The sequence below is a fragment of the Rufibacter immobilis genome (assembly GCF_003721565.1).
In the GTDB taxonomy this organism is placed as follows: domain Bacteria; phylum Bacteroidota; class Bacteroidia; order Cytophagales; family Hymenobacteraceae; genus Nibribacter; species Nibribacter immobilis.
The window spans coordinates 554,978-578,498 of sequence record NZ_RJJE01000002.1 but is presented as its reverse complement, the minus strand read 5'-3'; the positions used below and the strand labels follow the sequence as shown (position 1 = coordinate 578,498).

Genomic DNA, 23,521 nt, shown 5'->3' with positions numbered 1-23,521 from the left:
GGGCCTCCCGACCCATAAAAGGGAGGCGGGTGGCGTTTAGCGGCCGCTTTTCCGAAAACGGCCCCTAAACCCCACCCGCCTCTATGTGCTCCAGTAATAGGATTAGGTAGTAGCTACTTTATCCTTCGGCTTTTTATAGATTGGCACTGTGGAGCAGGGCTCACCATACATTACGCTACTTACCACTGGCAACAGCTTCTGCATGATTTCTACATAAGCAAAAGTAGGCACGGGTATTTGGCCACACCCTTTGATCACCACTTTGGCATCTTGATAATCTGCGGGATTTATTGTAGCAATGGCATCATGTAATAACGCCTGTTCCAGTGAATCAAGGTCTCCGAACACATAGCGGTTCACGTAGGGCTGTAGCTTTGTCGCCAACAGCATATAGGCCCATGTAGGAACTATGGCATCGGTTGAACAAATGATGGCTACGTTCTTTCCTGCGTACTGCGACCAATCATGCTCTTTCACAAAAGCTCTGAAATCTTTCTCACGCAACATGAGACCGTGAAACAGGTTGTCTTTTATATCATACACCACCCGTTCACCTGGGTGCAGATACTCCTCCAGATTTAGCGTGATCAGGCCGCTATTGGCCACTCGGTTTACAAACTCTTCCATATTTCCTTTATTTCCCTGAGGGTTTAGTGATATAGACTTCTTTCAAATAAAAAGGCTCAAAATACGCCACGTCCTCAAACTGCTTCGCCTGCAACTTTGCGTATGCCAATGTCCCAATCGCCTTGGCTGTAGGTTTAACATTGTCAAGGTAAAAAGCGTTCGGGTGCGGGGCCAGGAGTTCTTTGGCTTTGGCCGCTCCGCTCCCGAAGAAGATTAGAGGCCATTTTTCCAATTCTGAGGCAAAACTGGCGCTGTCCAGTACCATAGGCTCTACAGGCAGATGCACCTCCAAAGCATGATCTACCAGGCAGGTGTATACTTCTGCACGCCGGGCGTCTATCATAGGACAGTACAAGTACTGCTCCGGCGCAGGGACACTTTCTATAACCGCATGCGCCATGGCCCACAACGTATCTACCGAGATCAAAGGTTTGTCTAAAGCATAGCAAAGCCCTTTAGCCGTGCCCGACCCTATGCGCAGACCGGTGTAAGAACCCGGACCGCCGGAAACCGCAATGGCATCTACCTGCTCCAACCCCACCCCCGCATGCCCCACCACCTGCTCCACCATAACGGTAATGTGAGAGGAGTGCGATTTCTCCATCTGCAGTTCTGCATAAGAAAGCAACTGCTGATCCAGGTGCAAAGCCACGGAACAAACGGTAGACGAAGTCTCTAAAGATAGTATGTATGCCATGTATGGGATAAGCCAAACGTTCTACTGCAAAGCTACGCTATTCTAAAACAAAAGGGCAACCGTTACCGGTTGCCCCTGCTATACTCTATATCTTTACCAAGATTGGCAACTTATCAGTTGAAAGCGTTGACTGTTTAGCGACCGTTTTTCCTAAAACAGCCCCAAACCAGGAACTGCGCCAAATCAAAAACAACCCTGCTCTATTATATATAGTGTGACAACTATCTTTTGACACTGGTGGTCAGTAAGGTCTTATAGCGGGTTGGGTTGTTCAGGACCTCTACAGCCGCCATGATATTTTTGTCATCATTGAAGGTGGCCTCCACCAAACCCTTCTGAAGATAATACCGGGAAACAATCTCCTGCTCCAGCAGCTCGCTTATCTCGGCTTTAAACCTGATCAGGTCGTTGCTTTTGTTTGTGGCCACTTTTTTTCTAATCTGCTCTATATCGGTCTTCACCTCTTCATAGTGCTTGTCTTCCTTGGCTTTCGCGATCATGTTATCTAAAGCCTTCTCCACATCTGTGGAATAAGAAATATCTTTCCCGTTCAGGTAAGAGACAAACTTCTGGTATTCCGCATCAGAAAGGCGGAACTCTTTGGCCGGCGGAATGGAGGCATTGGCTGCTCTAAACCTGGTGGCATAATCAAAGATGTAGTTTTTGGAAAGGAGTTTCCGGATGATGTCTGGCACCGGCTGCTCTTTCACCTCCAGGTCTGGACTGATTCCTCCGCCATCATACACCACGCGCCCGTTGGCGGTTTTGAAAGCTACCCGCAACGAGTCTGGTGTTTTGTGCAAAGAACCGTCTGCGTCTCTGTGGGCATAATCAATAGCCTGGATGCATCTTCCGCTAGGGATGTAGTATTTAGCCGTAGTCACTTTCAGCTGGGAGTTATAGGAAAGCGGGCGCGTCATCTGCACCAATCCCTTCCCGAAGGTTCTCTCCCCCACCAGCACAGCGCGGTCATAATCTTGCAGGGCACCTGAAACAATCTCGGCGGCAGAGGCACTGTTCGTACTGGTAAGGACTACTAAGGGCATTTGCACATCCAGCGGCTCATCCAGGGCTTTGTACATTTTGTTCCAGTCGGCTACTTTGCTCTTGGTACTGACAATGTCTTTCCCGCGGGGCAGAAACAGGTTGGAGATATTCACCGCCTCGTTCAACAATCCACCGGGGTTATCGCGCAGGTCAAGAATCACTTTCTTAGCTCCTTGTTCCTTCAAGCTGGCTACCGCCCTGCGCACTTCCTGGCCGGCATCTACCGTGAAACCAGACAGCTGCAAGTAACCAATCTCCGGAGTGACCATTCCATAATAAGGCACATTGTTGATTTGGATGTTGGCGCGCACTACCTCCACTACCATGGGTTTGTCTACCCCAAAACGTTTAATCTCCAGCTTCACCACCGTGCCCGCCTGGCCTTTGAGCAACCGGCTTACGTCTCCGTCTGCTTTGGCCGAAAGATCTACGCCGTCAATCTTCAGGATTTCATCGCCAATGATGAGACCCGCTTTTTGGGCCGGGGAGCCTTCATGGGGCAAAGAGATGATGGTGCGGCCGTCCCGCTTGCCCACCAAAGCCCCAATGCCGCCGTACTGCCCGGTGGTCATGGTGCGGAAATCCTCAATATCGTCTTCGGGAATATAGTTGGTGTACGGGTCCAGCGACTTGAGCATGGCGTCAATGCCGGTGCGCACCAGTTTGGAGGGAGCCACGTCGTCTACATAGTAGGTGTTCACCTCCTTGAAGAGCGTGGCAAAAATGTCTAGGTTTTTGGCGATATCGAAATAGCGCTCAGAGCCGTCTGTGAAAGAGAACAGGCCCCACGCAGTGCCCGCCACCAGGAGGCCGGCAAAAGTCTTCTTCAACATATCTGCAGAGGTGAAAAAACGGAAAAAGGGAATACTTTAGCTAAGCAAACGCTCTAATCCTGAATTTAGTTTTTTGCAGATAACTTTGAAAGGATTTTTTTCTTTTCCTATGTAGAGAATGGCAATATAGCGCGTTCCGCCGGCGGTAGAAGCCTGATCCAGAACGTGTTTGTGCAAGCGGTAGGCTTCGCGCATCTGCCGCTTGAGGCGGTTGCGGTCTACGGCTTTTTTGAAGTGGCGCTTAGAAACGGAGACCAGAATCTGAACCGGGGGCTCAGACGGCTCCGGCACCTGCAACACCACAAACCTAAGCGGATACAAGTTAAAAGAAGAACCTTCACGGAAAAGCCGGTCAATTAGCTTTTTGCTCCGTAAACGTTCTTCTTTCGGAAATCTATAAGAAAGCGGTTGCTCTTCTGCAGAATGTTCAGTGAAGGTACCCATTCGCAAGGCGCCTTGCAGCGAGCTACTCAGAAAAATTAGGCTTTATGTCTTCTTTCGTCAGAAACGGTCAGTCTCTTACGGCCTTTAGCTCTTCTGCTAGCTAATACTCTACGTCCGTTGGCAGTCTCCATTCTTGAGCGGAAACCGTGCTTATTTCTTCTTTTGCGTTGCGAAGGTTGGAATGTTCTTTTCATCTTACACTAAACATTTTATTAAGGCCTGCAAAATTATAAAATGGATTTTGATAAACCAAGCCACTTCCCACATTTTAATTTGAGTATTTGCACGTTATCCCGCCTCGCTAAAAGCTGCACTACGCGGCAAGCGCCCCAGAAACGCGTTTAGGGGCCGTTTTTCGGAAATAAGGGCAAAAACAGATAACCTTGCAACAACTCACGTAAATTTAAGTTTCCATTTCTTTTTTAGCCTCAGAAAACTGTGCCGCACTATCATATTTCCTTCCAGAACCCACTGTCTGGCTACCTGCAGATAAAAGCCACGTTCACGCAAATCGCCGCCGCGGAGATCAGCCTCCAGTTGCCGGCCTGGCGCCCCGGCCGCTATGAGCTCCAGCACTTCGCGCAGAAGCTGCAGGAAATTACCGTAGCCGCGCCAGACGGCTCTACCCTGCCCTGCCACAAAGAAACCAAAGACCGCTGGCGCGTGGAAACCAACGGCCAGCAAACCCTTGAGGTGCGCTACAACTTCTACGCCCGGCAGATGGATGCGGGCGGTTCCTGGCTGGCGCCTGATTTCCTGTACGTGAACCCGGTGAACTGCCTGCTTACGGTAGTGGGCCAGGAACAGGAACTCTGCACGTTATCCGTAGACCTTCCCGCCCACTGGCAGATTGCCTGCGGACTGCCCCAACCGGAACCGCACATCCTTCAGGCCGAAGACTTTGATCTTCTGGTAGACTCTCCCTTCATGGCCAGCGCCACCTTGCAGCACCAGGTGTATGAAGAGCAGGGTATCCCGTTCCACGTGTGGTTCCAGGGCGATTGCACGCCTGACTGGGAGCAGATTATTCCGCATTTCAGGGCTTTCACCCGGGAGCAACTGGCGCTGTTTGAGACCTTCCCGGTTGCAGACTATCATTTCCTGAACATCCTGCTGCCTTACCCGCATTACCACGGGGTAGAGCATTTGAACTCCACGGTGATCACGCTGGGTCCGGCGGAACAGCTCATGGCACCGGGGCTGTACAAGGAACTGCTGGGCGTGAGTTGCCATGAACTGTTTCACACGTGGAACATCAAGCAAATAAGGCCGAAGGAAATGCTGCCGTATGATTTCACGCGGGAGAATTACTTCAGGACCGGCTACGTGGCCGAAGGCGTGACCACCTATTACGGTGATTACCTGCTGGCCCGCAGCGGCGTGTTCACGGCAGAGCAATACTTTCAGGAGCTGGACACGGTGCTCAAACGCCACACCGTTGACCAAGGCGAGCAGCACCTCTCCGTCGCAGATTCCTCTTTTGACACTTGGTTAGACGGCTACAAACCCGGCATCCCAGACCGCAAAGTGAGCATTTACCACAAAGGCTGCATTGCCGCGCTGGTGCTGGACCTGGAAATCAGACGCGCCACCCAAAACACCCGCTCGCTAGATGAGGTGATGCGGCGCATGTGGCAGGAATTTGGGCAGAAAGGAATAGGTTACTCTGAGGAAGATTACCAACGGCTGGCCGAGCAGGTAGCGGGCATTTCTTTAGAGCACTATTTCCAGGAAATGATCTTTGGGACTATTCCTTTTGAGCAGTGGCTCACCCCGGCACTGGAGTACGTGGGCTGTCAACTGGAGAAACTGCCATCGGGGCAGGTGTATGAGAGCTTGTACGGTTTCCGGCTGAATGCGGCGACCCCGGCGGCCACCACTATTGCGTACGTGGCTCCTGGCTCTCCCGCCGCGCAGGTTCTCTCCGTTGATGATGAACTCATTGCCCTCAACGGCAGAAAACTGGAGAACGGTAATCTCCCCCACCTGCTCACGGGCAAAGCCGAAGTGGAAGTCACGCTTTTCCGGCAGAGGCAACTACAGACGGTGACGCTTGCGCCAGACGGCCAGTTGCACCTGCCGCAGTACCGGGTGAGCAAATTGCCTTCGGCTACGCCGGAGCAGCAAACTAATTTCAAACATTGGCTCAACCAGAAGTTCTAAGAAACCTTCTTTTGCGTTTAGGGGCCGTTTTTCCAAAAACAGCCCCTAAACGCAAAGCTTTCCTTTTTCTGTTTATTTCATAGCGCCTCGCTATCTTGACGACTAAACCAGAAAATCATGCGCCCTTACGTTTCCGCCCTCGCCCTGGCTTTTATATTGCTAGGCTGCACCGCCACTAAACCTCAGAAGAACATGACATCGCTCCGGGAGGAAGTTCTCCAAGAACTACGCCAACAGAAGGGCACCTTTGCCGTAGCCTTCAAAGACCTGCAAACCGACGAGGAACTGCTCTTAAACGAGCACGAAAGCTTCCACGCGGCCAGCACCATGAAAACGCCCGTACTCATAGAAGCCTACCGCCAGGCCCACCAAGGCAGATTTTCCCTTTCAGACTCGCTGCTGGTGAAAAACGAGTTCAAGAGCATTGTAGACGGCAGCCCGTTCAGCATTGGCCCCCAGGACGACAGCGAACAGGAACTCTACAAGGTTCTGGGGCAGAAACGTCCGCTCTCTGAGCTGCTGTACAAAATGATTATCCAGAGCAGCAACCTGGCCACTAACTTAGTGATAGAGCAGCTTGATGCCCGCAAGGTGACGCAAACCATGCGGGAGCTGGGGGCCAAGAACATGCAGGTGTTGCGCGGGGTGGAAGACGGGAAAGCGTACCAGCAAGGCCTCAACAACACTACTACCGCGTATGACCTAATGGTACTCTTCCAGCAGATGGCCCGAGGCAAAACGGTGAGCCCGGCCGCCTCCCAGGAAATGATTAGGATTCTGCTGGACCAGAAATTCAAGGATGTGATTCCGGCCAAGCTGCCCAAGGAAGTGAAAGTGGCCCATAAAACCGGTTGGATCACCAAAGTGCGCCATGACTCCGGCATTGTCTTCCTGCCTGACGGCAGAAAATATGTGCTGGTGCTGCTCTCCAAAGACTGGGACAATGATTCTGCCGCTACCGCCGCCATGGCCAACGTCTCCCAGATGATTTACCGGCACGCGGCAAGATAGTTCTGAGTTCTGTGTTCTGAGTTCTGTGTCCTGAGTTCTGTGTCCTGAGTTCTGAGCGCGGGAAATTTAACTCTACCATGCCTTACTTGAGAGGCAGACATAAAAAAGGGAGGCTGCTCTTTTAAAGAACGGCCTCCCTTTTTTATATCTGCGGTAATTCTTATTTACCTCTATCCACTTGGTTGTCGCTTGGGTTACTACGAGGACGGTCACCGCCATCTCCGTAGGCACGGTTCACGCCTTCGCGGTTGTTATTACCGGTTCTGGACACGCTGCGCTCATCCTGGATGGTGGTGCCACCGCTCTTGGAGCTCATGTAGCTACTTTCCGGGGTTTGGGGCGGGTCGTTCTGGGTGAGGTGGTTTTGGTCCGTATTATCAATAAAACCGCCCTTCGTATTGTCCTTTTCTCCGCTGTGATTTTTCTTATTGCTGCTCATAATATCCTCCTTTTGGTTAAATCATACCTTCTATACGAGCAGCTTGGGCAAAAGTATACGGTCTGGTCAGCTAAAAGCGAGCACCAGGAGCACCAGCAGGGTGGGCAAAGACAGGTAGAACCAGAAAAGCACATGCCTGCGGTAGGTTTTAGGCACCTGGGAACTGGCAAACAGCAGCGCCCCCACCAACACGCCCATGTAAATTAAGATGAAGTACATGACCTTGTTCCAGTTGCGCACAATGGAACCACCTTGCTCCTCCACCTCAGGGTCTGTGGGCACCAGCCAAGTGGCTAACCCGTAATAGACCGCTACCTCCAACGCTAAGAACACCAAGGCCCCTACAAAAATAGCCAAAGCGGTTTCCTCTTTTTTCTGCATATACGTTATTACTCTCAATAGCCAAGCTAGGCAAAAGCCGGGAAGAATAGAGGCGTGTCTGATGGGTATGGCTTAACTTCGCCTAACCTAAGGTAAAGAAATAAAGTAGAATTGCTGATTAATTTTGGCCGTATCTTTGTCTCTTCTGTTTTTATATGATTGCAAACCAACTAGATACCTCCTTACAAGCAGTCTTAACCACCTTCAGCGGTTTTTTAAAGCACAAGGAGTTTAAGGCAATTGCTCTGGAGAGCCTGTCTTTGGCTCAGCAGTCTGGTTTTACCAAAATTCTGGTAGATACCAGCCAAACCAGAGTGATTCAGCAGCAAAGCCAGAAGTGGATTGATGGCGAGTGGTTCCCGAAGGCGCTTGATACGGGCGTGCGGCACATGGCTTTCCTCATTCCTGAAGACATCTTCGGGAAGATGAGCGTAGAAGCCACTAACAAGCAGATCAGGCAAAGCGGGCAAATTGAGATCCAGTATTTCGGTAGTCTGGAAGAGGCCAGGAACTGGCTGCAGTCCGTCTCATAAAACAAAAAAGCGGGGGCTCTTGAACAATCAAGAGCCCCCGCTTTTTTATGGCGTTTAGCGGCCGTTTTTCTCAAAACTGCCCAAAACCAGCTTAGGCGTTCTGCGGCTGGAAATTTACCAGTTTCACAAACTCCAGCACCCGGCTCACCACTTCGTCTGGCTGCAGATCTACCAAACGCTCCGTGCCAAACTGCTCCACGCAGAAAGACGCCATGGCCGAGCCGTGGATCACCGCCCGCTTCATGTTTTCAAAACTGATATCATCCGTAGAGGCCAGGTACCCAATAAAGCCCCCGGCAAATGTGTCGCCGGCGCCGGTTGGGTCAAACACTTCCTCTAGCGGCAAGGCCGGGGCAAAGAACACCTGTTCTCCGTGGAACAACAGCGCGCCGTGCTCCCCTTTCTTAATGATGAGGTATTTAGGCCCCATGGCCATGATCTTCTTGGCCGCCTTCACCAAAGAGTACTCGCCGCTCAGTTGGCGGGCTTCCTCGTCGTTGATGCTGAGCACGTCTACCATGCCAATAGTCTGCACCAGTTCCTCCAGGGCAATGTCCATCCAGAAGTTCATGGTGTCCATCACAATCAGTTTGGGGCGGTTGGTGAGGCGCTCTATCACCTGCCGCTGCACCTGCGGGGCCAGGTTGCCCAGCATCAGGTACTGGCAGTCTTGGTAGCTCTCCGGAATGATCGGGTCAAAATCGCCCAGCACGTTCAACTCCGTCACCAGCGTCTCGCGGCTGTTCATGTCATTGAAATAACGTCCCGACCAGAAGAACGACTTCTCGTTTTCCTTGATCTGCAGACCATCTACGTTGATGCCTTTGCTCTGCATCATTTCAATGTCTGATTTGAGGAAATCGCCGCCCACCACGCTCACCAGGTTCACCGGCTGCACAAAGTTGGCCGCCGACAAGGCGATGAAGGTTCCGGCGCCGCCGATGATCTTGTCCCGTTTCCCGAACGGAGTTTCCAGCGCATCAAACGCCACTGACCCGATTACTAATAGACTCATGTGTTTTACAGTTATGCGCGAGACGTATCAAGTAACACGTATCGCGTAGCACGATAATTTTAGTGACCTCTTGAGAAGCAAATGTATCAATTCTGCAGAAGTATCATTTCTCAGGAATTTATCTTGATCCGCGATACTTGCGACCTGCTACATTTTCGCCCAAAACGAAAAAAGCCCCTGACGAATCAGGAGCTTTTTGGGGTGGCCGATGGGGTTCGAACCCACGACTTCCAGAATCACAATCTGGTGCTCTAACCAGCTGAACTACGGCCACCGTGTAATTGGATAGCAAAAGTAGCGGCTTTGGATATTCAACGCAAGTTTTAAAAGCTAATTTCTCTAAATTTTTTCAAGTGACGACGCTCTGAACGACTTAGCTAATTACAAAGCATGAAGTTAACGCTATGCTATTCACAGTTCTTGGGAACTAATGTTGTTTGACCATCAGGCTGCTTTTCAAACACATAACCATTCTCCAAGAAATATTTCATATTGCTCCTACCGTTCAAATGCCACAGCAAATGTCCGTAAAGACATTTATTGGGAAAGTTACCATTCTTGTGTTCAGTTGTTACCAGCGCAATCAATTCTTGCGCGTATTCTTTAGGTGAATGTAGGAGAATCATGTAGGTATGGAACTCCATCTTATAGTTTAACAGCTTTTCAATTCTACTATTTGATGGGAACCCATACTTCTTGATGATTTCTATCATTCTTTTAGTATGCAAATGATCAAAAGGTATAATATAGTTATCCCACACCTTATTAGAATAACTCTTCGTCAACTTCAAGGAATCCAGAATACGTTCTTTTACAGGAGCAGGAAGCGCTTCTATGCTATCAGTCTTATGTTTGTCAAAGGTTTGATAGTGGATATACTCCCGTACCGCCTGATCATAATTCCACATCAGCTTCATTTCTTGAATTATGGCTGATCCATCCACAATAAGTAGGCTGTCTTGCTTTGATTGGGCAACAGCGCCAGTATTAATGAGCAAAAAGACAAGTATCAAAACTCTCATGGACTCCCCTACTAAAGCATTCTTTCCTTAGCTTTTTACTGCCAATTACCGGCTAAACAACACCCGCTCCCCCTTCTTGCTCTCATCAAAAGCACCGTTCTGATAAGCCAGATGCCCAGACACAATGGTGTGCGTTACTACTCCGGGTAGGGTTTCACCTTCCAGCGGAGACCAGCCGCACTTGTACAGCACGTTCTCTTTGGTGACGGTTAAATTCTGCTCCAGGTCAACCAATACTAAATCGGCCCAGTAGCCTTCCCTAATAAAGCCGCGTTTCTCCACCTGGAAACAGATGGCGGGGGCGTGGCACATTTTCTCCACCACTCGCTCCAGAGAAATCTTGCCCTGTTTATAGAAGGCCAGCATTACCTGCAGGGAGTGCTGCACCAGCGGTAAACCAGACGGTGCGCCTTTGTAGGTGTCAGACTGTTTTTCTTCCCAGGTGTGCGGCGCGTGGTCAGTGGCGATGATGTCCAGGCGGTTGTCCAGCAAACCCTGGAAAAGCGCCTGCTTGTGACGGGCTTCTTTGATAGCAGGATTGCATTTGATCTGCGCGCCCAAGGTTTCGTACTGCGCCGCGTCAAACCAGAGGTGGTGCACGCAGACCTCGGCGGTGATGCGCTTCTGCTCCAGCGGAATGTCATTTCTGAACAGCGCCAACTCCTCCAGGGTGGAAATGTGCAGGATATGCAGGCGCGTGTTGTGCTTTTGCGCCAGTTCCACCGCCATGCTGCTGGATTTATAGCAGGCCTCCACGCTCCTGATCTCAGGGTGCATGCCCATGGGAATAGCATCGCCGTACTGCTCAGTGGCCTGCTGCATGTTGGCTCGGATGGTGGCCTCGTCCTCGCAGTGCGTGGCAATAAGCATGGGGCTCTGCTTGAAGATTTCCTCCAGCGTGTGAACGTTGTCTACCAGCATGTTGCCGGTGCTGGACCCCATGAACAGCTTAATGCCGCAGACGGTACGTGGGTCGGTCTTCAGGATTTCCTCCAGGTTGTCATTGGTGCCGCCCATGAAGAACGAGTAGTTGGCCAAAGACTTCTGCGCCGCCGTGTCATATTTCTCCTGCAGCAGCTCCTGCGTAGTGGCGTTGGGCACCGTGTTGGGCATCTCCATGAACGTGGTCACGCCTCCGGCCACCGCCGCCCGGGGTTCAGAGTATAAATCAGCTTTGTGGGTGAGGCCGGGGTCCCGGAAATGCACCTGGTCGTCAATGACCCCGGGCAGCAGGTACTGGCCCTTGGCATCTATGGTGGTATCTGCTATGGCGTTCAGGTGCTGCCCTATGGCGTGGATAAAACCGTCTTTCACCAGTACATCGGCCGTCTGGATTTGGCCCTCGTTTACCAGTTGGGCGTTTTTGATGAGGATGCTGTTCATGCTGCTAAGATAAACGGGCTCCCGTGAAAACATACGTTTAGGGGCCGTTTTTCTGAAAACAGGCCCAAAACAGATGTCGACAGAGACACTCGTAGGACCTGCGGACACTACGAGGTCAAAAAATAGTCCTCAGTTCTGAGTTTTGAGTTTTGAGTTCTGAGTCGGGAACGCGTTTTGGGGTTAGTTTGGAAAAAGAGGCCTTAAACCCACGCTGGCGCGAGTCTTCAGACTCGTGCCCATGGATGAACGGAGTCTCCAGACTCCCGTGTTCCGGCTGGTGGTCCCCGGCGAGTCTGGAGACTCGCTTCATCCTAAGCCACGAGACTGCAGTCTCGCGCCAGGCAGCTTCAAACTTGTTCGGTTCTGAAAACCTCACAGGTTAGCCACACACCACGCAGCAGACGCTTGCTTCAAAGACCTCGTAGTGTGCGCAGCTCCTACGAGGGTCTTTCCCCCGTTTACGTTTTAAGCCTGTTTTCCCAAAACCAGCCCCTAAACGTATTCTAACTTAGAACCCGTACCTTTGCACCAATGATAGAAGAAGAGAACGAAAACCTGACACCGGAGCAGGACGAAACCATACCCGCAGCCCCAACGGAGGGCGCTGCCACCGAGGACAGCGAGGAAGAGACTGATGCGCAGCTCACCTTCGAGGACTTCAAGCTGAACAAACAGCTCCTGAACGCCATCTCTGAACTGGGCTACGAGAAACCCACGCCCGTGCAGCAGCAGACCATCCCGCTGGCCTTGGCGGGGCATGATGTGATGGGCATCGCGCAGACCGGCACTGGCAAAACCGCCGCCTATGTGCTGCCGCTGCTCATGAAGGTGAAATACGCGCAGGGCAAACATCCGCGCGCGCTCATTCTGGCCCCCACCCGCGAGCTGGTGTTGCAGATAGAGGAGAACATCCAGAAGTTCAGCGCTTACCTTGATCTGCGCACCGTAGGCATCTACGGCGGCGTAGGCCCAAAATCGCAGATTGAGCGTATTCAGGCTGGCATTGACATTCTGGTAGCCACCCCCGGCCGCCTCATGGACATTTACCGCAAAGGCGAAGTTATCCTGAAAGAGCTGAAGACGCTAGTGCTGGACGAGGCCGACAAGATGATGGACATGGGCTTTATGCCCCAGATCCGCCAGATTCTGGAGATTATTCCGCGCAAGCGGCAGAACCTCCTGTTCTCGGCTACCATGCACGAACGGGTGCACATCTTGTCTGAGGAATTTCTGGAGTTTCCTATGGTGGTGGAGGTTACCCCACAGGCCACGCCCGTGGAGACGGTGAGCCAGGTGCTGTACCAGGTACCCAACCTCCGGACCAAGATTGCCCTGCTGGAGTACCTCTTCAAAGACAAGGAGACGTTTAACCGCGTCATGATCTTTACCCGCAGCAAAACCAACGCCGACAACGTGAGCTCCTTCCTGGACCGCAAAGGCGAGGGCGGCGTACGCGTGGTGCACGGCAACAAAGGCCAGAACACCCGCATTAACGCGGTAGAGGCGTTCAGAGACGGCGAAGTACGCTATTTAGTGGCTACAGACGTGGCCGCCCGCGGCATTGACATCACAGACGTAAGCCACGTCATCAACTTTGACGTACCCATCATCTACGAAGATTACGTGCACCGCATTGGCCGCACCGGCCGGGCCGAGAAAACAGGTGCCGCCATCACCTTCGCCAATGAGGCCGAGCTGTACCACATCCACCGCATTGAGAAGCTCATCAAAATGCAGATTCCGCAGGAGCTGTTGCCAGAGGAGGTTCAGGTCTATAACACGCCTTTTGACGAGCAACAGGAGATAGCACGGGAGTTGGATAACCAGAAACGCCGCGAGAACCCCGAGTTCAAAGGTGCGTTCCACGAGAAAAAGGCCCACCCCAAGCGCGAAAATATTGGAAAGGGCGCTAAAGTTAGAGATGCCAAGAAAGCCGGCTGGAAGAAAACCAAGTCTGGCGGGGCCAGCAAAAGCAAACGCGGCAAGCGCTAACCGCTTTGAAAGAGAGCCGTTTAGCGGCTCCTTTTTCTAAAACAGGCCTAAAACAGAAGAGCCGCAGGTTTACGCCTGCGGCTCTTCTGTTTTAGCATAGAAAGCAAACCACCGTTACCGCACCAGAAAATGCAGGAAAGGCAGATGGCTTAGTTTAAACAATGTGAAAGTAAGAGCGAAGCCCCAGAAAACGGCGCTCCAGAGCATGTGCAGCATGATGCGGCTTTTAGACACTCCCAAGACAGTGGCCAGTACCGTACCCACCACCGGGCTCAGCAGAATGGGCGTGAGAAACGCAATGCCAGACATGCCAAACCGCTTCCAGACCGAGACAATGCGGCGGTTCTTTTTGCTGAACATGGGTTTGTTTTTGGCCCGTTGCCGCTCCACATAGCGGTTATGCACCGCCGTGCCAATCAAGGAAAACAGAAAAACGCTGGTCATCATTCCGGCTACGGTCAGGGCCATGGTTGCCCCGAAAGAAAGCCCCATACTCACTCCCGCCAGGGGTCCGCCAAAGAACTTGACAGCACTCAGAAGATAAACAGAAATATATTTAATAACCGCGGGTAACATACTGCTTAACCAGAGAAGAAAAAGAACTACATCAACTAACTCAGAAGGTATCCTTCTCCCTTACAGAGAAACAAGGCCCACTCTATCAAATATATACTTATAGTAGTTAACGCACACCAACGCAGCTCTATTAGTTCAATAGAAACTACTTTTTGTATTTTTTTTATTTTTTAGCCCCGAAAGCCAAATCACCGGCATCGCCTAATCCGGGCACAATATACGCGAGCTCGTTCAGGCACTCATCCAGTGCACCTAGCCATAAATCGGCCTCCGGGATGCTCTCCTGCACGTGGGCCACTCCCTCTGGACTGGCAATGATGGCAGCAATGATGATTCTCTTAGGAGTACCGTAGCGCAGCATGTCTTGGTAAGTAAGCACCAGAGATTTACCGGTGGCCAGCATGGGGTCTACCAGAATCAGGATTTTGTCTTCCAGATGGGGCGTGGCCATGTAATCCAGGTGCACAGACAACTGACGGTCGCCTTCTGCCCTGTAGGCTCCCACAAAGGCACAGGTAGACTGGTCAAAGTAATTGAGGAAGCCCTGATGGAACGGCAAACCTGCCCGAAGCACCGTAGCCAGCACCGGGAACTCCACCAGCAAGGTTTGCCGGGTCTCCGTTAAAGGCGTCTGAATGGTCTGCTCCTGATACGCCAGCGTTTCAGAGATCTTGAGGGCCATCACCTCGCCCAGCCGCTCCAGGTTACGCCGGAACCGCAGGCTGTCTTTCTGTACGGTTACATCGCGCAGCTCAGAGATGAAATGATTGGCTAACGAAGGCGTTTGGCTAATGATATGAAGACGTTTGGGATCCATTGCAACGCAGAAGGTTTAGATTTAACCCCTAAAGATACATAGGAGACGGGCAGCGCTCCAAAACCGGCGTAAAATTTGGCCACCCCGGACACTTCGCTCCCTTCAAAATCAAAGGTCTTGCCGGTCATGGCTTCCTGCTGCACGAGGCTGTCTAACAGAAACGCCATGGCGCCTACCTGCCGGCCCAGGGCAGAACTGGCCCCAAATAAAAAAGTAACGCGGTGCGCCGTACGCAGCACAAAAGCCGCCGCTACCACCTCTTGCTGCACCCGCACTTCCCATATTTCGCCAACTTTTTCCTCTTTAGCCCGCCGGTAAAGCTTTTCCAATATTGCGTAATGCCGCGGTTTCAGATCGGGTAACTCCAGCCCTTTGGTCTGCCGGAACAAGGCAAGCAGGGCAGAAATGGAAGCAGCGGGCTCTATGACCAATTGTGCCTTCTGCGCTTTCTGGAGGTTCCGGCGCAGGTTGGTAGAGTATTGCTGCCGAAGCGCTGCATACGTACTGAATAAAGGGAGTTCATAATTAGGCCGAAGGCGTCCCTGCCAGCTTTGGGGCAACGCAGCCGGAACGAAGTTAGGCCACGGCAACTGGTACTGCACCTGACTGAACAGCGGCGGCAACAGCGCCAAATATTCTTCTACCGTACGGTGCTGGCTGGCCGGGGTCACTACCAAACCCAGCTGCTGCGCGAACAACGGCTGGTACACTTTCTTCTGCCCCAGCAGCGTGCGCACCGGCAGCGGGAACACAGAAACGTACTCCTCGTCCTGTTTCTCCACCAGCGCCTCCCAGTTCCCGGCGCAGACAGTTTCCAGATACCAGGCATGCACATACACCAGCGGCTCATGGGCCTTCTGCAGGCAGGCCTCCCAGCGTAGCGGGTCAATTTCATGGTGGCGCAGCAACTGAATCATCTGGCAGGCAAGATACTATTTTCAGGGAGTTTGGTCAGGGTATCTTTGTTATAAGGTGCCTTTTGCGTTTAGGGGCTGTTTTTCCAAAAACAGCCCCTAAACGCAAGGTTCAGAAATATTTCTCCTGCCACAGTGCCACGCAGCTCTTTCCGGGCAACCTGTTGCCCCCGCCAGGAGTACACGGACAAATTTCCGCTATCTTTAGCGCCTACTTTTCTCTTTATGAAAAACAACTACCGTCTGCTGATGGGCCTCCTGTTTCTGGCAGGGCCTGTCATGGCCCAGGATGCCACCGTGCCTCTTAACCAGGATGTGTACCGCCTCATAGACCGTTACCACATCAAATACCCCACAGAAAATCTGCACACGTCCTTCAAACCCTACGGCCGGGCCAAAGTAGCGGAACTGGGCGAGGCAGCCCGTCAGGATGCCGTCTCGGGCACACGCCCAGATGAGTACAACGTGAATTACCTGCTCAACGACAACTGGAACCACACCCGCTTCTCCCGCGACAATGAGAACCCGCGCCCCGTGCTGCGGCATTTCTACACGAACAAAACCGATCTCTACCACTATGAAAGCCCCGAGTTCACGCTGCGGGTAAACCCGGTGCTGGGCTTGCAGGCCGGAAAAGACAATGAAACCGATGGCCTGCGCTACATCAACTCCCGCGGGGTGCAGGTAGAAGGAACCATTGACGGCAAACTGGGCTTCTACACCTTCCTCGCCGATAACCAGGCCAAGCTGCCGGGCTACGTGAACCACCGCATTGAACGCGACAACATTGTGCCGCACGAAGCCTACTGGAAAGATTTCAGTTCTGAGGGCTATGACTTCTTCTCGGCCCGCGGATACGTGAATTACGCCGCCACCAAACACATCAGCGTGATGCTGGGGCATGACCGTAACTTCATTGGCAACGGCTTTAGGTCCATGATTCTGTCAGATTACTCGGCGCCGTACTTCTTCCTGAAGTTGCAGACCCAGGTCTGGAAACTGCAGTACACCAACCTCTACGCCGAACTCACCCAAAGCTTTCAGCGCGCAGATCAACTCTATGACAAGAAATACATGACGCTGCACCACCTCAGCATCAACCTCTTGCCTAACCTGAACGTGGGGGTGTTTGAATCAGTGATCTTCGGGCGCGACCACGGTCGGTTCGAGCTCCAGTACCTCAACCCCATCATTTTCTACCGCAGCATTGAACAGGGCCTGGGCTCTGAAGACAATGCCCTGCTGGGCGCCGATTTCAAATGGGACATCCGCAAGCGGGTGCAGCTCTATGGGCAGGTAGTGCTGGACGAATTCCTGATCAGTGAACTACGGGCGGGCAACGGCTGGTGGGGCAACAAATTCGGGCTACAGGGCGGCGCCAAATACATAGATGCGTTTGGCGTTTCCAACCTGGATCTGCAGGGCGAGATCAACCTGGCCCGCCCCTATACCTACCAGCACGAAGACCCGGCCAAAAACTACCAACACTACCTGCAGCCGCTGGCTCACCCCCTGGGCGCGAACTTTGCGGAGGCGGTGGCCATTGTGCGGTACCAGCCCCTGCCCAAGCTCACGCTCACGGGCAAAGCCATTGTCTCGCGCTACGGCCAAGACCCTGAACCGGGTAACCCGGCCAGCAACTACGGCGGCAACGTGCTCAAACCCTACACCACCCGCTCCGGCGACCCTGAACAGCCCGCAACCGTGCGTGACGGCAACTACGGCCAGACCATTGGGCAAGGCATTACCACAGACCAGGTGTACGGCGAGGCCACCGCGTCTTTCCAGCTGATGTACAACATGTTTCTGGACGTGACCCAGGTGGTGCGCCGCGCCGCCGCCGATGACAGCCGCTTTGACCAGCGCTCTTCCTTCACCGCCGTCTCTTTCCGCTGGAACATCCCGCAACGGACCCATGAGTTCTAGCCCTTGCCCGAGCGTCAGCTTGCGCTAATTTATTTTCTCACACAGCAAGGCTTCCTTCTACCGCAGCGGGAAGCCTTGCTGTTTAGGGGCTGTTTTTCAGAAATTAAGCCCAAAACGGCAAAACTCCTTTGTGTACTGATTTAGAAAGCAAAGCCGTACCTTTGCGGCAATGAAGACTTATTTCCGCATTTTAAAATTTGCGCAGCCGTTCAGCCAGTACGTTCCGTGGTATGCCATTGCCACGCTGCTGGCCACGGTTTTCGGGGTGCTGAACTTCGGGTTGCTGGCTCCTTTGCTCAAGGTGTTGTTTGGGCAGGCGCAGAGCATGGAGAATATTCCTACCACGGCCCCGGAGTTCCAGCTGAACCTTTCCTGGGCTACCCAGTTTTTCTACTACCACGTGGGCCAGATTGTGCAGGCCGAGGGCAGCATAGGTGCGCTGCGCTTCATCTGTCTTATGCTGGTGTGCTCTGTGTTGCTTGCCAACGTGTTCCGGTACATCGGTCTCCGAATTGAGGGCGTGGTGCGGGCCCGGGTGGTGAAAAACCTGAGAATGCAAGTATTTGAACGCCTCACGCAGCTACAGCTGGGCTTTTTCTCTAACCAGCGCAAAGGCCATATCATGTCTACCCTCACCAATGACGTGCAGGAAGTGGAAAACTCGGTGGTGAGCACGCTGAACGTGCTGTTCCGGGAGCCGTTCCTGCTCATTGGCTATTTTGTGGTGCTGTTTTATATATCGCCGCAGCTCACGTTTTTCAGCTTGCTGGTGCTGCCGGTCTCGGGTCTTATCATTTCCAGCATCTCCAAGAAACTGAAGCGCCAGTCTACCCAGGGCCAGGATGCGCTGGGTTCTATTCTGGGCATTATTGACGAAACCTTGAGTGGACTGCGGGTGGTCAAAGGCTTTAACGCGCAGCCGTACGTGCTGAATAAATTTGAGCATAGCAACAGCCTCTACGCCCGCATCATCACGTCTATGAACAACAAACGCAGCCTGGCCTCGCCGTTCTCTGAGTTTATGGGGGTTTCGGCGGTGGCGGGAATCCTGTTCTACGGCGGTTCTCTGGTGCTGCGCGGCGAATCTGACCTGGGCGGCGAGGATTTGATTGCCTATCTGGCGCTTTTCTCCCAGGTACTGGTTCCGGTAAAAGCCATCTCCAACGCGTTCAGCAACATTCAGCGCGGCTTGGTGTCTGGGGAACGGGTGCTGGCCCTCATTGACACCCAACCGCAGATTAGAGACAAGGCAGATGCCAAAGTGCTGCCTTCTTTCACGCAGGAAATTGAATTCAAGAACGTGGGCTTCCGGTACGGGGCTGAGCCTATTCTACAGGATATCAACCTGCGTATTCCCAAAGGCAAGACCATTGCGCTGGTAGGCCCATCGGGCGGCGGGAAATCCACGCTGGCAGACTTACTGCCCCGTTTCTATGACCCCTCCGAAGGCACTATCTCCATTGATGGCCAGGACCTGCGCGACTGTTCCCTGCACTCCATCAGGGAGCAGATGGGCATTGTGACCCAGGAATCCATTCTGTTCAATGACACCATCTTCAACAACATCGCCTTCAATAAAACCGATGCCACGGAGGCCGAGGTGATGGCCGCCGCCAAAATCGCGAATGCGCACGAGTTCATCATGCAGAGTCCAGACGGGTACCAGACCGTGATTGGGGACCGGGGTAGCAAACTCTCCGGAGGTCAGCGCCAGCGCCTGAGCATTGCCCGCGCCATTCTCAAGAACCCGCCCATCTTAATCATGGACGAAGCCACCTCGGCCCTGGACACCGAATCTGAGAAGCTGGTGCAGGAAGCGCTCACTAACCTCATGAAAAACCGTACCTCCCTGGTGATTGCCCACCGCCTCAGCACCATTCAGCACGCAGATGAGATCATTGTCTTGCAGGCCGGAAGAATTGTAGAGCGCGGCAACCACGCCCAGTTGGTGCAGCAGGGCGGGCTGTACTTCAAACTCACGCAGATGCAGCACGCGTAGCGAGTAATTTTCGCCAAAAGCAGAAAAGCCGTTTAGGGCCCGTTTTTCCAAAAACAGCCCCTAAACGGCTTTTCTGCTTTACTGCCATTACCAGACACAGCTTTTTACGGCAGGCCTGCGTACAAAAAAAGAACAGCCACCAGTTCTACCGCTACGCCTATGGAAACTTTAAAGAAAGCCGTCAATATTTTGGTCATGATTTATCTGCTCATTGCCTTCCTGTTTCTGCTGCGCATCTTGAGCGTGCCTAAGTTTGTGGCTTTGTTTGACTTAGCCCATGCTGCCCAGTTCTACAACCGGCTGCTTTGGATAGGAGCCGTGCTCTTACTGGCAGAACTCTTGCTGGAAAACGCGTATATTGCCTCCCTTAAGCGAAGCCTTGGCCGGGAGCGCCAACAGCTCAGTGATTTAAAAGTAAAACACACAGAACTGAAGGCGAAACACTATGACCAACAGCTAAGAGCCACCGCAGCCCCGCTCACTCCGCAGCCTGCTCCGGCCAAACCCGTAGTTACTACCCCGCCCACCAGACCTGGGGTAAACCCTGCGGAGGAAGAAGCTGAATTGATCATTACGCCCGCCCCCATGCCGCCCACGCTTAACCCAGAAGAAAATCCCAACCTGCCGCCGGCAGACCACCGGCCTAGTTTTTAACGCATGAATCCGTCGCCTTCTGCCCTTATTCTGCAGGAACTGCAAGAAGCCCAACAGGTACTCCATAATTTTCTGGCCCAGCCCACCACCGTTGCCGCCATTGAGGCCGCGGCGCAGCTCATGACCACCAGCCTGAAAAACGGGGGCAAAATCCTTTCGTGCGGCAACGGCGGCTCTATGTGTGACGCCATGCACTTCGCCGAGGAACTCACCGGCCGCTACCGCGATGACCGCGCCCCCATGGCCGCTATCTCCATCTCAGACCCCAGCCACATGAGCTGCGTCTCCAATGACTACGGCTATGAGCACATCTTCTCGCGCTACGTGCAGGCCCTGGCCAAACCCGGCGATGTTCTGTTAGGCATCAGCACCAGCGGCAACTCGGGCAACGTGCTCAAAGCCGCTCAGGTGGCCAAAGAACAAGGCGTACACGTGGTGACCCTTACCGGCAAAGACGGCGGCCAGTTGGCTTCCCTCAGCGACGTGGAAATCAGGGTTCCGCACTTCGGCTACGCCGATAGAATTCAGGAAATCCACATCAAGGTGATCCATATCCTGATTCTGCTGCTGGAGAAACAGATGGCTTAAACTACGCCGCCCCTGAAACCCAAAGTTGGGGCGGGAAGTACACCTACCTCTAAAACTCCATGTCTATGCGCCCTCTGCTATTCCTTTTGCTAGCTGGCCTAAGCCTGGCCTCCTGCCAGGATGCTGCCCAGAAACCAGAAACTGCCGCGTCTCCGGGAACAGGAAATACCCAGGACACTTCTGCGGTAGCCAACTCTTCCCCCGTAGACACCGCTTTCCAGATTGAGCCAGGTCAGCACATTGGTCAGGTGAACTTGGGAGATTCTCCGGAAAAAGTACACGCCGCCCTGGGCGACCCCGATGAAAGTGACGCCGCCATGGGCAAATCCATCTCCACCTGGTACAGCAAAGGCACCGGCCAAGAGCGCCACCGGGTAGACGTGTACACGGTGCGGGAAAACACGGGTACCGCTGAGGAAGTGGTGCGGGTGCAACAGGTACGCATTACCTCCCCGAGTTTTATGGTTGCTGAAAAACAGGTACGGGTGGGCAGTACTTTGGCAGAGATCAGGAAGAGTTTCCCGGGGGTGCAGGCAGTGGCTTCCTATAAGCCCGGCAATGCCCCTCAGATTTATCTTTATGATTCTCCGGCAGAAGGTATTTCCTTTGAGATTAGCGGACCAGACAGCACCTGTGTGGGCATTGCCATCCACCCCAAAGGACAGAGCATTGCGGACACTTATCTGCCCATTTACCCCAACCTGCAGCGGCTTACGCCTCAGTAATTCAAGTGCGTTTAGCGGCTGTTTTTCCAAAAAGAGCCGCTAAACGCAAATCGCCTCCGTTACCATAGAGTACCACTACCGAGCACGGAATCTTTTTGCGGTGTCCGCTGTTGGGGCTCTCAAGAAAAATCCAATATTGCATCAGCTTCTTCTATGCTTGTAAAAACCTATGGGAGCGCGGTACAGGGCGTGAATGCCTTTACCATCACCATTGAAGTAAACGTTACCCCCGGCACTAAGTACTATTTGGTGGGCTTGCCAGACAACGCCATCAAAGAAAGTGAGCAGCGCATTGAGAGCGCCTTGAAACACCACGGCTACCGCATGCCGCGCCAGAAAGTGGTCATTAACATGGCGCCCGCCGATGTCCGGAAAGAGGGCTCAGCGTATGATCTGCCCATTGCCATCGGGATTCTGGCCGCCTCAGACCAACTCCTCACCGACCAACTGGACCGTTACCTCATCATGGGCGAACTGGCGCTGGACGGCGAACTCCGGCCCATCAAAGGCGTGCTGCCCATTGCCATACAGGCCCGCAAAGAAGGCTTCAAAGGAATTATCCTGCCCCGGCAGAACGCACAGGAAGCCGCCATTGTGAATAATCTTGACGTGATTGGTGTTTCTAACCTCAAAGAAGCCATTGATTTTCTGAGCGGTGCTCTAGCCATTCCGCCGCTTAAAATAGACACCCGCGACATCTTCCAAACCTCGGTTCACCAATACACCGCCGACTTTGCCGATGTACAGGGCCAGGAGAACATTAAGCGGGCCCTGGAGATTGCCGCCGCCGGTGGGCATAACGTGATTATGATAGGACCGCCCGGCGCCGGTAAGACCATGTTGGCCAAACGCCTGCCCTCCATTCTGCCGCCGCTCACGTTGCATGAGGCGCTGGAAACCACCAAAATCCACTCGGTGGCGGGCAAATTGGGCGTACAGAGTTCGCTTATGGCGCAACGGCCGTTCAGGGCACCGCACCACACTATTTCAGACGTGGCGCTGGTGGGCGGTGGGGGCAATCCGCAGCCCGGGGAAATTTCCCTGTCGCACAACGGCGTGCTGTTCCTGGATGAGCTGCCCGAATTCAAACGCACCGTGTTGGAGGTGATGCGCCAGCCCCTGGAGGAACGGCGGGTCACTATTTCCCGCGCGCGTCTTACCATAGATTTCCCGGCCAACTTTATGCTGGTGGCCAGCATGAACCCCTGCCCCTGTGGATTTTACAACGATCCTAACAAGGACTGCGTCTGTGGCCCCGGCGTGGTGCAGCGTTACCTAAACAAAGTGAGCGGACCATTACTGGACCGCATAGACCTGCACGTGGAAGTGACGCCGGTTTCCTTTGACCAGATGACCGAGACCCGCAAAACCGAAACCAGCGCCAATATTAGGGAACGGGTAGAGCGCGCGCGCCAGTGGCAGGCAGATCGGTTTAAAGAGTTCCCAGACATCCACTCCAATGCCATGATGCCGCCCCAGATGGTGAAAGACCTCTGCCGGATCAATGAGGCGGGCCGCCTGCTCCTGAAAGCGGCCATGGAGAAACTGGGGCTATCGGCGCGAGCGTATGACCGCATCTTGAAGGTAAGCCGCACCATCGCCGATTTAGCCGGTTCTGAGGAAATCAAGATTGAGCATCTGGCGGAGGCCATCCAGTACCGCAGCCTGGACCGCGAAGGCTGGGCCGGCTAATTTTCCGTTTAGGGGCCGTTTTTCCCAAATCAGACCAAAACCG

23 protein-coding genes and 1 tRNA gene are annotated in these 23,521 nt (G+C 53.2%); 10 read left to right on the top strand and 14 right to left on the bottom strand.

Annotated elements, in window-relative coordinates; all coding sequences use genetic code 11:
• Positions 1-102 precede the first annotated feature (102 nt).
• The 5 genes from EFA69_RS04950 to rpmH form a co-directional block, all read right to left on the bottom strand.
• The gene (locus EFA69_RS04950; protein WP_123131963.1) at positions 103-627 is read right to left on the bottom strand and encodes a DUF2480 family protein; all 525 of its coding nucleotides are present in this window, start codon (positions 625-627) and stop codon (positions 103-105) included.
• Between the two features lie 7 nt (positions 628-634).
• Positions 635-1,324, bottom strand: a complete 690-nt coding sequence (gene tsaB, locus EFA69_RS04945; protein ID WP_123131962.1) for a tRNA (adenosine(37)-N6)-threonylcarbamoyltransferase complex dimerization subunit type 1 TsaB — start codon at positions 1,322-1,324, stop codon at positions 635-637.
• Positions 1,325-1,545: 221 nt separating this feature from the next.
• Positions 1,546-3,204 (bottom strand): S41 family peptidase, encoded by a 1,659-nt coding sequence (locus EFA69_RS04940; RefSeq protein ID WP_123131961.1) that lies wholly within the window; start codon positions 3,202-3,204, stop codon positions 1,546-1,548.
• Positions 3,205-3,240: 36 nt separating this feature from the next.
• Entirely contained in the window at positions 3,241-3,648 is a 408-nt protein-coding gene (rnpA, locus tag EFA69_RS04935; protein ID WP_123131960.1) for a ribonuclease P protein component, read from the bottom strand.
• A 35-nt stretch (positions 3,649-3,683) separates the two neighbouring features.
• A complete protein-coding gene (rpmH, locus tag EFA69_RS04930) occupies positions 3,684-3,842 on the bottom strand; it encodes a 50S ribosomal protein L34 (protein WP_074988011.1) in 159 nt (52 codons plus the stop codon).
• Positions 3,843-4,086: 244 nt separating this feature from the next.
• On the opposite strand from rpmH, the gene EFA69_RS04925 reads away from it, so the two are divergent.
• Positions 4,087-5,811 carry a M61 family metallopeptidase gene (locus EFA69_RS04925; protein ID WP_123131959.1) on the top strand — a complete coding sequence of 575 codons (1,725 nt, stop codon included), beginning with the start codon at positions 4,087-4,089 and terminating at the stop codon, positions 5,809-5,811.
• Positions 5,812-6,003: 192 nt separating this feature from the next.
• Entirely contained in the window at positions 6,004-6,822 is an 819-nt protein-coding gene (locus tag EFA69_RS04920) for a serine hydrolase (RefSeq protein ID WP_245964498.1), read from the top strand.
• Between the two features lie 160 nt (positions 6,823-6,982).
• On the opposite strand, the gene EFA69_RS04915 is transcribed toward EFA69_RS04920, so the two are convergent.
• The gene (locus EFA69_RS04915) at positions 6,983-7,261 is read right to left on the bottom strand and encodes a hypothetical protein (protein WP_123131957.1); all 279 of its coding nucleotides are present in this window, start codon (positions 7,259-7,261) and stop codon (positions 6,983-6,985) included.
• A 66-nt stretch (positions 7,262-7,327) separates the two neighbouring features.
• The gene (locus EFA69_RS04910; RefSeq protein WP_123131956.1) at positions 7,328-7,642 is read right to left on the bottom strand and encodes a hypothetical protein; all 315 of its coding nucleotides are present in this window, start codon (positions 7,640-7,642) and stop codon (positions 7,328-7,330) included.
• Between the two features lie 155 nt (positions 7,643-7,797).
• On the opposite strand from EFA69_RS04910, the gene EFA69_RS04905 reads away from it, so the two are divergent.
• Positions 7,798-8,175: an STAS/SEC14 domain-containing protein gene (locus EFA69_RS04905; protein WP_123131955.1), complete on the top strand. Its 378-nt coding sequence runs from the start codon at positions 7,798-7,800 to the stop codon at positions 8,173-8,175.
• Between the two features lie 91 nt (positions 8,176-8,266).
• Here EFA69_RS04905 and EFA69_RS04900 read toward each other — a convergent pair whose 3' ends face one another.
• The 4 genes from EFA69_RS04900 to EFA69_RS04885 all read right to left on the bottom strand — a co-directional run bounded on the left by EFA69_RS04900 (position 8,267) and on the right by EFA69_RS04885 (position 11,595).
• Positions 8,267-9,190 (bottom strand): PfkB family carbohydrate kinase, encoded by a 924-nt coding sequence (locus tag EFA69_RS04900; protein ID WP_123131954.1) that lies wholly within the window; start codon positions 9,188-9,190, stop codon positions 8,267-8,269.
• Between the two features lie 197 nt (positions 9,191-9,387).
• A tRNA-His gene (locus EFA69_RS04895) sits at positions 9,388-9,464 on the bottom strand.
• A 133-nt stretch (positions 9,465-9,597) separates the two neighbouring features.
• Complete coding sequence (locus EFA69_RS04890) at positions 9,598-10,212, bottom strand: hypothetical protein (RefSeq protein ID WP_123131953.1); 615 nt, start codon at positions 10,210-10,212, stop codon at positions 9,598-9,600.
• Between the two features lie 45 nt (positions 10,213-10,257).
• On the bottom strand, positions 10,258-11,595 hold the full coding sequence (locus tag EFA69_RS04885; protein ID WP_123132000.1) for a dihydroorotase: 1,338 nt from the start codon (positions 11,593-11,595) through the stop codon (positions 10,258-10,260).
• A gap of 531 nt (positions 11,596-12,126) precedes the next feature.
• On the opposite strand from EFA69_RS04885, the gene EFA69_RS04875 reads away from it, so the two are divergent.
• A complete protein-coding gene (locus EFA69_RS04875; RefSeq protein ID WP_123131951.1) occupies positions 12,127-13,587 on the top strand; it encodes a DEAD/DEAH box helicase in 1,461 nt (486 codons plus the stop codon).
• Between the two features lie 114 nt (positions 13,588-13,701).
• Here EFA69_RS04875 and EFA69_RS04870 read toward each other — a convergent pair whose 3' ends face one another.
• The 3 genes from EFA69_RS04870 to EFA69_RS04860 all read right to left on the bottom strand — a co-directional run bounded on the left by EFA69_RS04870 (position 13,702) and on the right by EFA69_RS04860 (position 15,897).
• The gene (locus EFA69_RS04870; protein ID WP_245964497.1) at positions 13,702-14,055 is read right to left on the bottom strand and encodes a hypothetical protein; all 354 of its coding nucleotides are present in this window, start codon (positions 14,053-14,055) and stop codon (positions 13,702-13,704) included.
• Between the two features lie 271 nt (positions 14,056-14,326).
• The gene (upp, locus tag EFA69_RS04865) at positions 14,327-14,980 is read right to left on the bottom strand and encodes a uracil phosphoribosyltransferase (RefSeq protein ID WP_123131950.1); all 654 of its coding nucleotides are present in this window, start codon (positions 14,978-14,980) and stop codon (positions 14,327-14,329) included.
• A complete protein-coding gene (locus tag EFA69_RS04860; protein WP_123131949.1) occupies positions 14,935-15,897 on the bottom strand; it encodes a GNAT family N-acetyltransferase in 963 nt (320 codons plus the stop codon). Before EFA69_RS04860 ends, upp begins: the two co-directional genes overlap by 46 nt.
• A gap of 222 nt (positions 15,898-16,119) precedes the next feature.
• Here EFA69_RS04860 and EFA69_RS04855 point away from each other — a divergent pair, with 222 nt between their 5' ends.
• From EFA69_RS04855 to EFA69_RS04830, 6 genes are all read left to right on the top strand, one after another.
• On the top strand, positions 16,120-17,820 hold the full coding sequence (locus EFA69_RS04855; RefSeq protein ID WP_123131948.1) for a hypothetical protein: 1,701 nt from the start codon (positions 16,120-16,122) through the stop codon (positions 17,818-17,820).
• A 169-nt stretch (positions 17,821-17,989) separates the two neighbouring features.
• The gene (locus EFA69_RS04850) at positions 17,990-19,819 is read left to right on the top strand and encodes an ABC transporter ATP-binding protein (RefSeq protein ID WP_123131947.1); all 1,830 of its coding nucleotides are present in this window, start codon (positions 17,990-17,992) and stop codon (positions 19,817-19,819) included.
• Between the two features lie 159 nt (positions 19,820-19,978).
• Positions 19,979-20,473, top strand: a complete 495-nt coding sequence (locus EFA69_RS04845; RefSeq protein WP_123131946.1) for a hypothetical protein — start codon at positions 19,979-19,981, stop codon at positions 20,471-20,473.
• Positions 20,474-20,476: 3 nt separating this feature from the next.
• Entirely contained in the window at positions 20,477-21,061 is a 585-nt protein-coding gene (lpcA, locus tag EFA69_RS04840) for a D-sedoheptulose 7-phosphate isomerase (protein ID WP_123131945.1), read from the top strand.
• Positions 21,062-21,126: 65 nt separating this feature from the next.
• Positions 21,127-21,786, top strand: a complete 660-nt coding sequence (locus tag EFA69_RS04835; RefSeq protein WP_148041267.1) for a hypothetical protein — start codon at positions 21,127-21,129, stop codon at positions 21,784-21,786.
• A 153-nt stretch (positions 21,787-21,939) separates the two neighbouring features.
• Positions 21,940-23,478: a YifB family Mg chelatase-like AAA ATPase gene (locus EFA69_RS04830; RefSeq protein ID WP_123131943.1), complete on the top strand. Its 1,539-nt coding sequence runs from the start codon at positions 21,940-21,942 to the stop codon at positions 23,476-23,478.
• The last annotated feature ends 43 nt before the right edge of the window (positions 23,479-23,521 follow it).

Coding starts and splice junctions, on each gene's coding strand:
- EFA69_RS04950 (WP_123131963.1), bottom strand. CDS start 627: ATGGAAGAGTTTGTAAACCGAGTGGCCAATAGCGGCCTGATCACGCTA.
- tsaB (WP_123131962.1), bottom strand. CDS start 1,324: ATGGCATACATACTATCTTTAGAGACTTCGTCTACCGTTTGTTCCGTG.
- EFA69_RS04940 (WP_123131961.1), bottom strand. CDS start 3,204: ATGTTGAAGAAGACTTTTGCCGGCCTCCTGGTGGCGGGCACTGCGTGG.
- rnpA (WP_123131960.1), bottom strand. CDS start 3,648: ATGGGTACCTTCACTGAACATTCTGCAGAAGAGCAACCGCTTTCTTAT.
- rpmH (WP_074988011.1), bottom strand. CDS start 3,842: ATGAAAAGAACATTCCAACCTTCGCAACGCAAAAGAAGAAATAAGCAC.
- EFA69_RS04920 (WP_245964498.1), top strand. CDS start 6,004: ATGACATCGCTCCGGGAGGAAGTTCTCCAAGAACTACGCCAACAGAAG.
- EFA69_RS04915 (WP_123131957.1), bottom strand. CDS start 7,261: ATGAGCAGCAATAAGAAAAATCACAGCGGAGAAAAGGACAATACGAAG.
- EFA69_RS04910 (WP_123131956.1), bottom strand. CDS start 7,642: ATGCAGAAAAAAGAGGAAACCGCTTTGGCTATTTTTGTAGGGGCCTTG.
- EFA69_RS04905 (WP_123131955.1), top strand. CDS start 7,798: ATGATTGCAAACCAACTAGATACCTCCTTACAAGCAGTCTTAACCACC.
- EFA69_RS04900 (WP_123131954.1), bottom strand. CDS start 9,190: ATGAGTCTATTAGTAATCGGGTCAGTGGCGTTTGATGCGCTGGAAACT.
- EFA69_RS04890 (WP_123131953.1), bottom strand. CDS start 10,212: ATGAGAGTTTTGATACTTGTCTTTTTGCTCATTAATACTGGCGCTGTT.
- EFA69_RS04885 (WP_123132000.1), bottom strand. CDS start 11,595: ATGAACAGCATCCTCATCAAAAACGCCCAACTGGTAAACGAGGGCCAA.
- EFA69_RS04875 (WP_123131951.1), top strand. CDS start 12,127: ATGATAGAAGAAGAGAACGAAAACCTGACACCGGAGCAGGACGAAACC.
- EFA69_RS04870 (WP_245964497.1), bottom strand. CDS start 14,055: ATGGCCCTGACCGTAGCCGGAATGATGACCAGCGTTTTTCTGTTTTCC.
- upp (WP_123131950.1), bottom strand. CDS start 14,980: ATGGATCCCAAACGTCTTCATATCATTAGCCAAACGCCTTCGTTAGCC.
- EFA69_RS04860 (WP_123131949.1), bottom strand. CDS start 15,897: ATGATTCAGTTGCTGCGCCACCATGAAATTGACCCGCTACGCTGGGAG.
- EFA69_RS04855 (WP_123131948.1), top strand. CDS start 16,120: ATGAAAAACAACTACCGTCTGCTGATGGGCCTCCTGTTTCTGGCAGGG.
- EFA69_RS04850 (WP_123131947.1), top strand. CDS start 17,990: ATGAAGACTTATTTCCGCATTTTAAAATTTGCGCAGCCGTTCAGCCAG.
- EFA69_RS04845 (WP_123131946.1), top strand. CDS start 19,979: ATGGAAACTTTAAAGAAAGCCGTCAATATTTTGGTCATGATTTATCTG.
- lpcA (WP_123131945.1), top strand. CDS start 20,477: ATGAATCCGTCGCCTTCTGCCCTTATTCTGCAGGAACTGCAAGAAGCC.
- EFA69_RS04835 (WP_148041267.1), top strand. CDS start 21,127: ATGCGCCCTCTGCTATTCCTTTTGCTAGCTGGCCTAAGCCTGGCCTCC.
- EFA69_RS04830 (WP_123131943.1), top strand. CDS start 21,940: ATGCTTGTAAAAACCTATGGGAGCGCGGTACAGGGCGTGAATGCCTTT.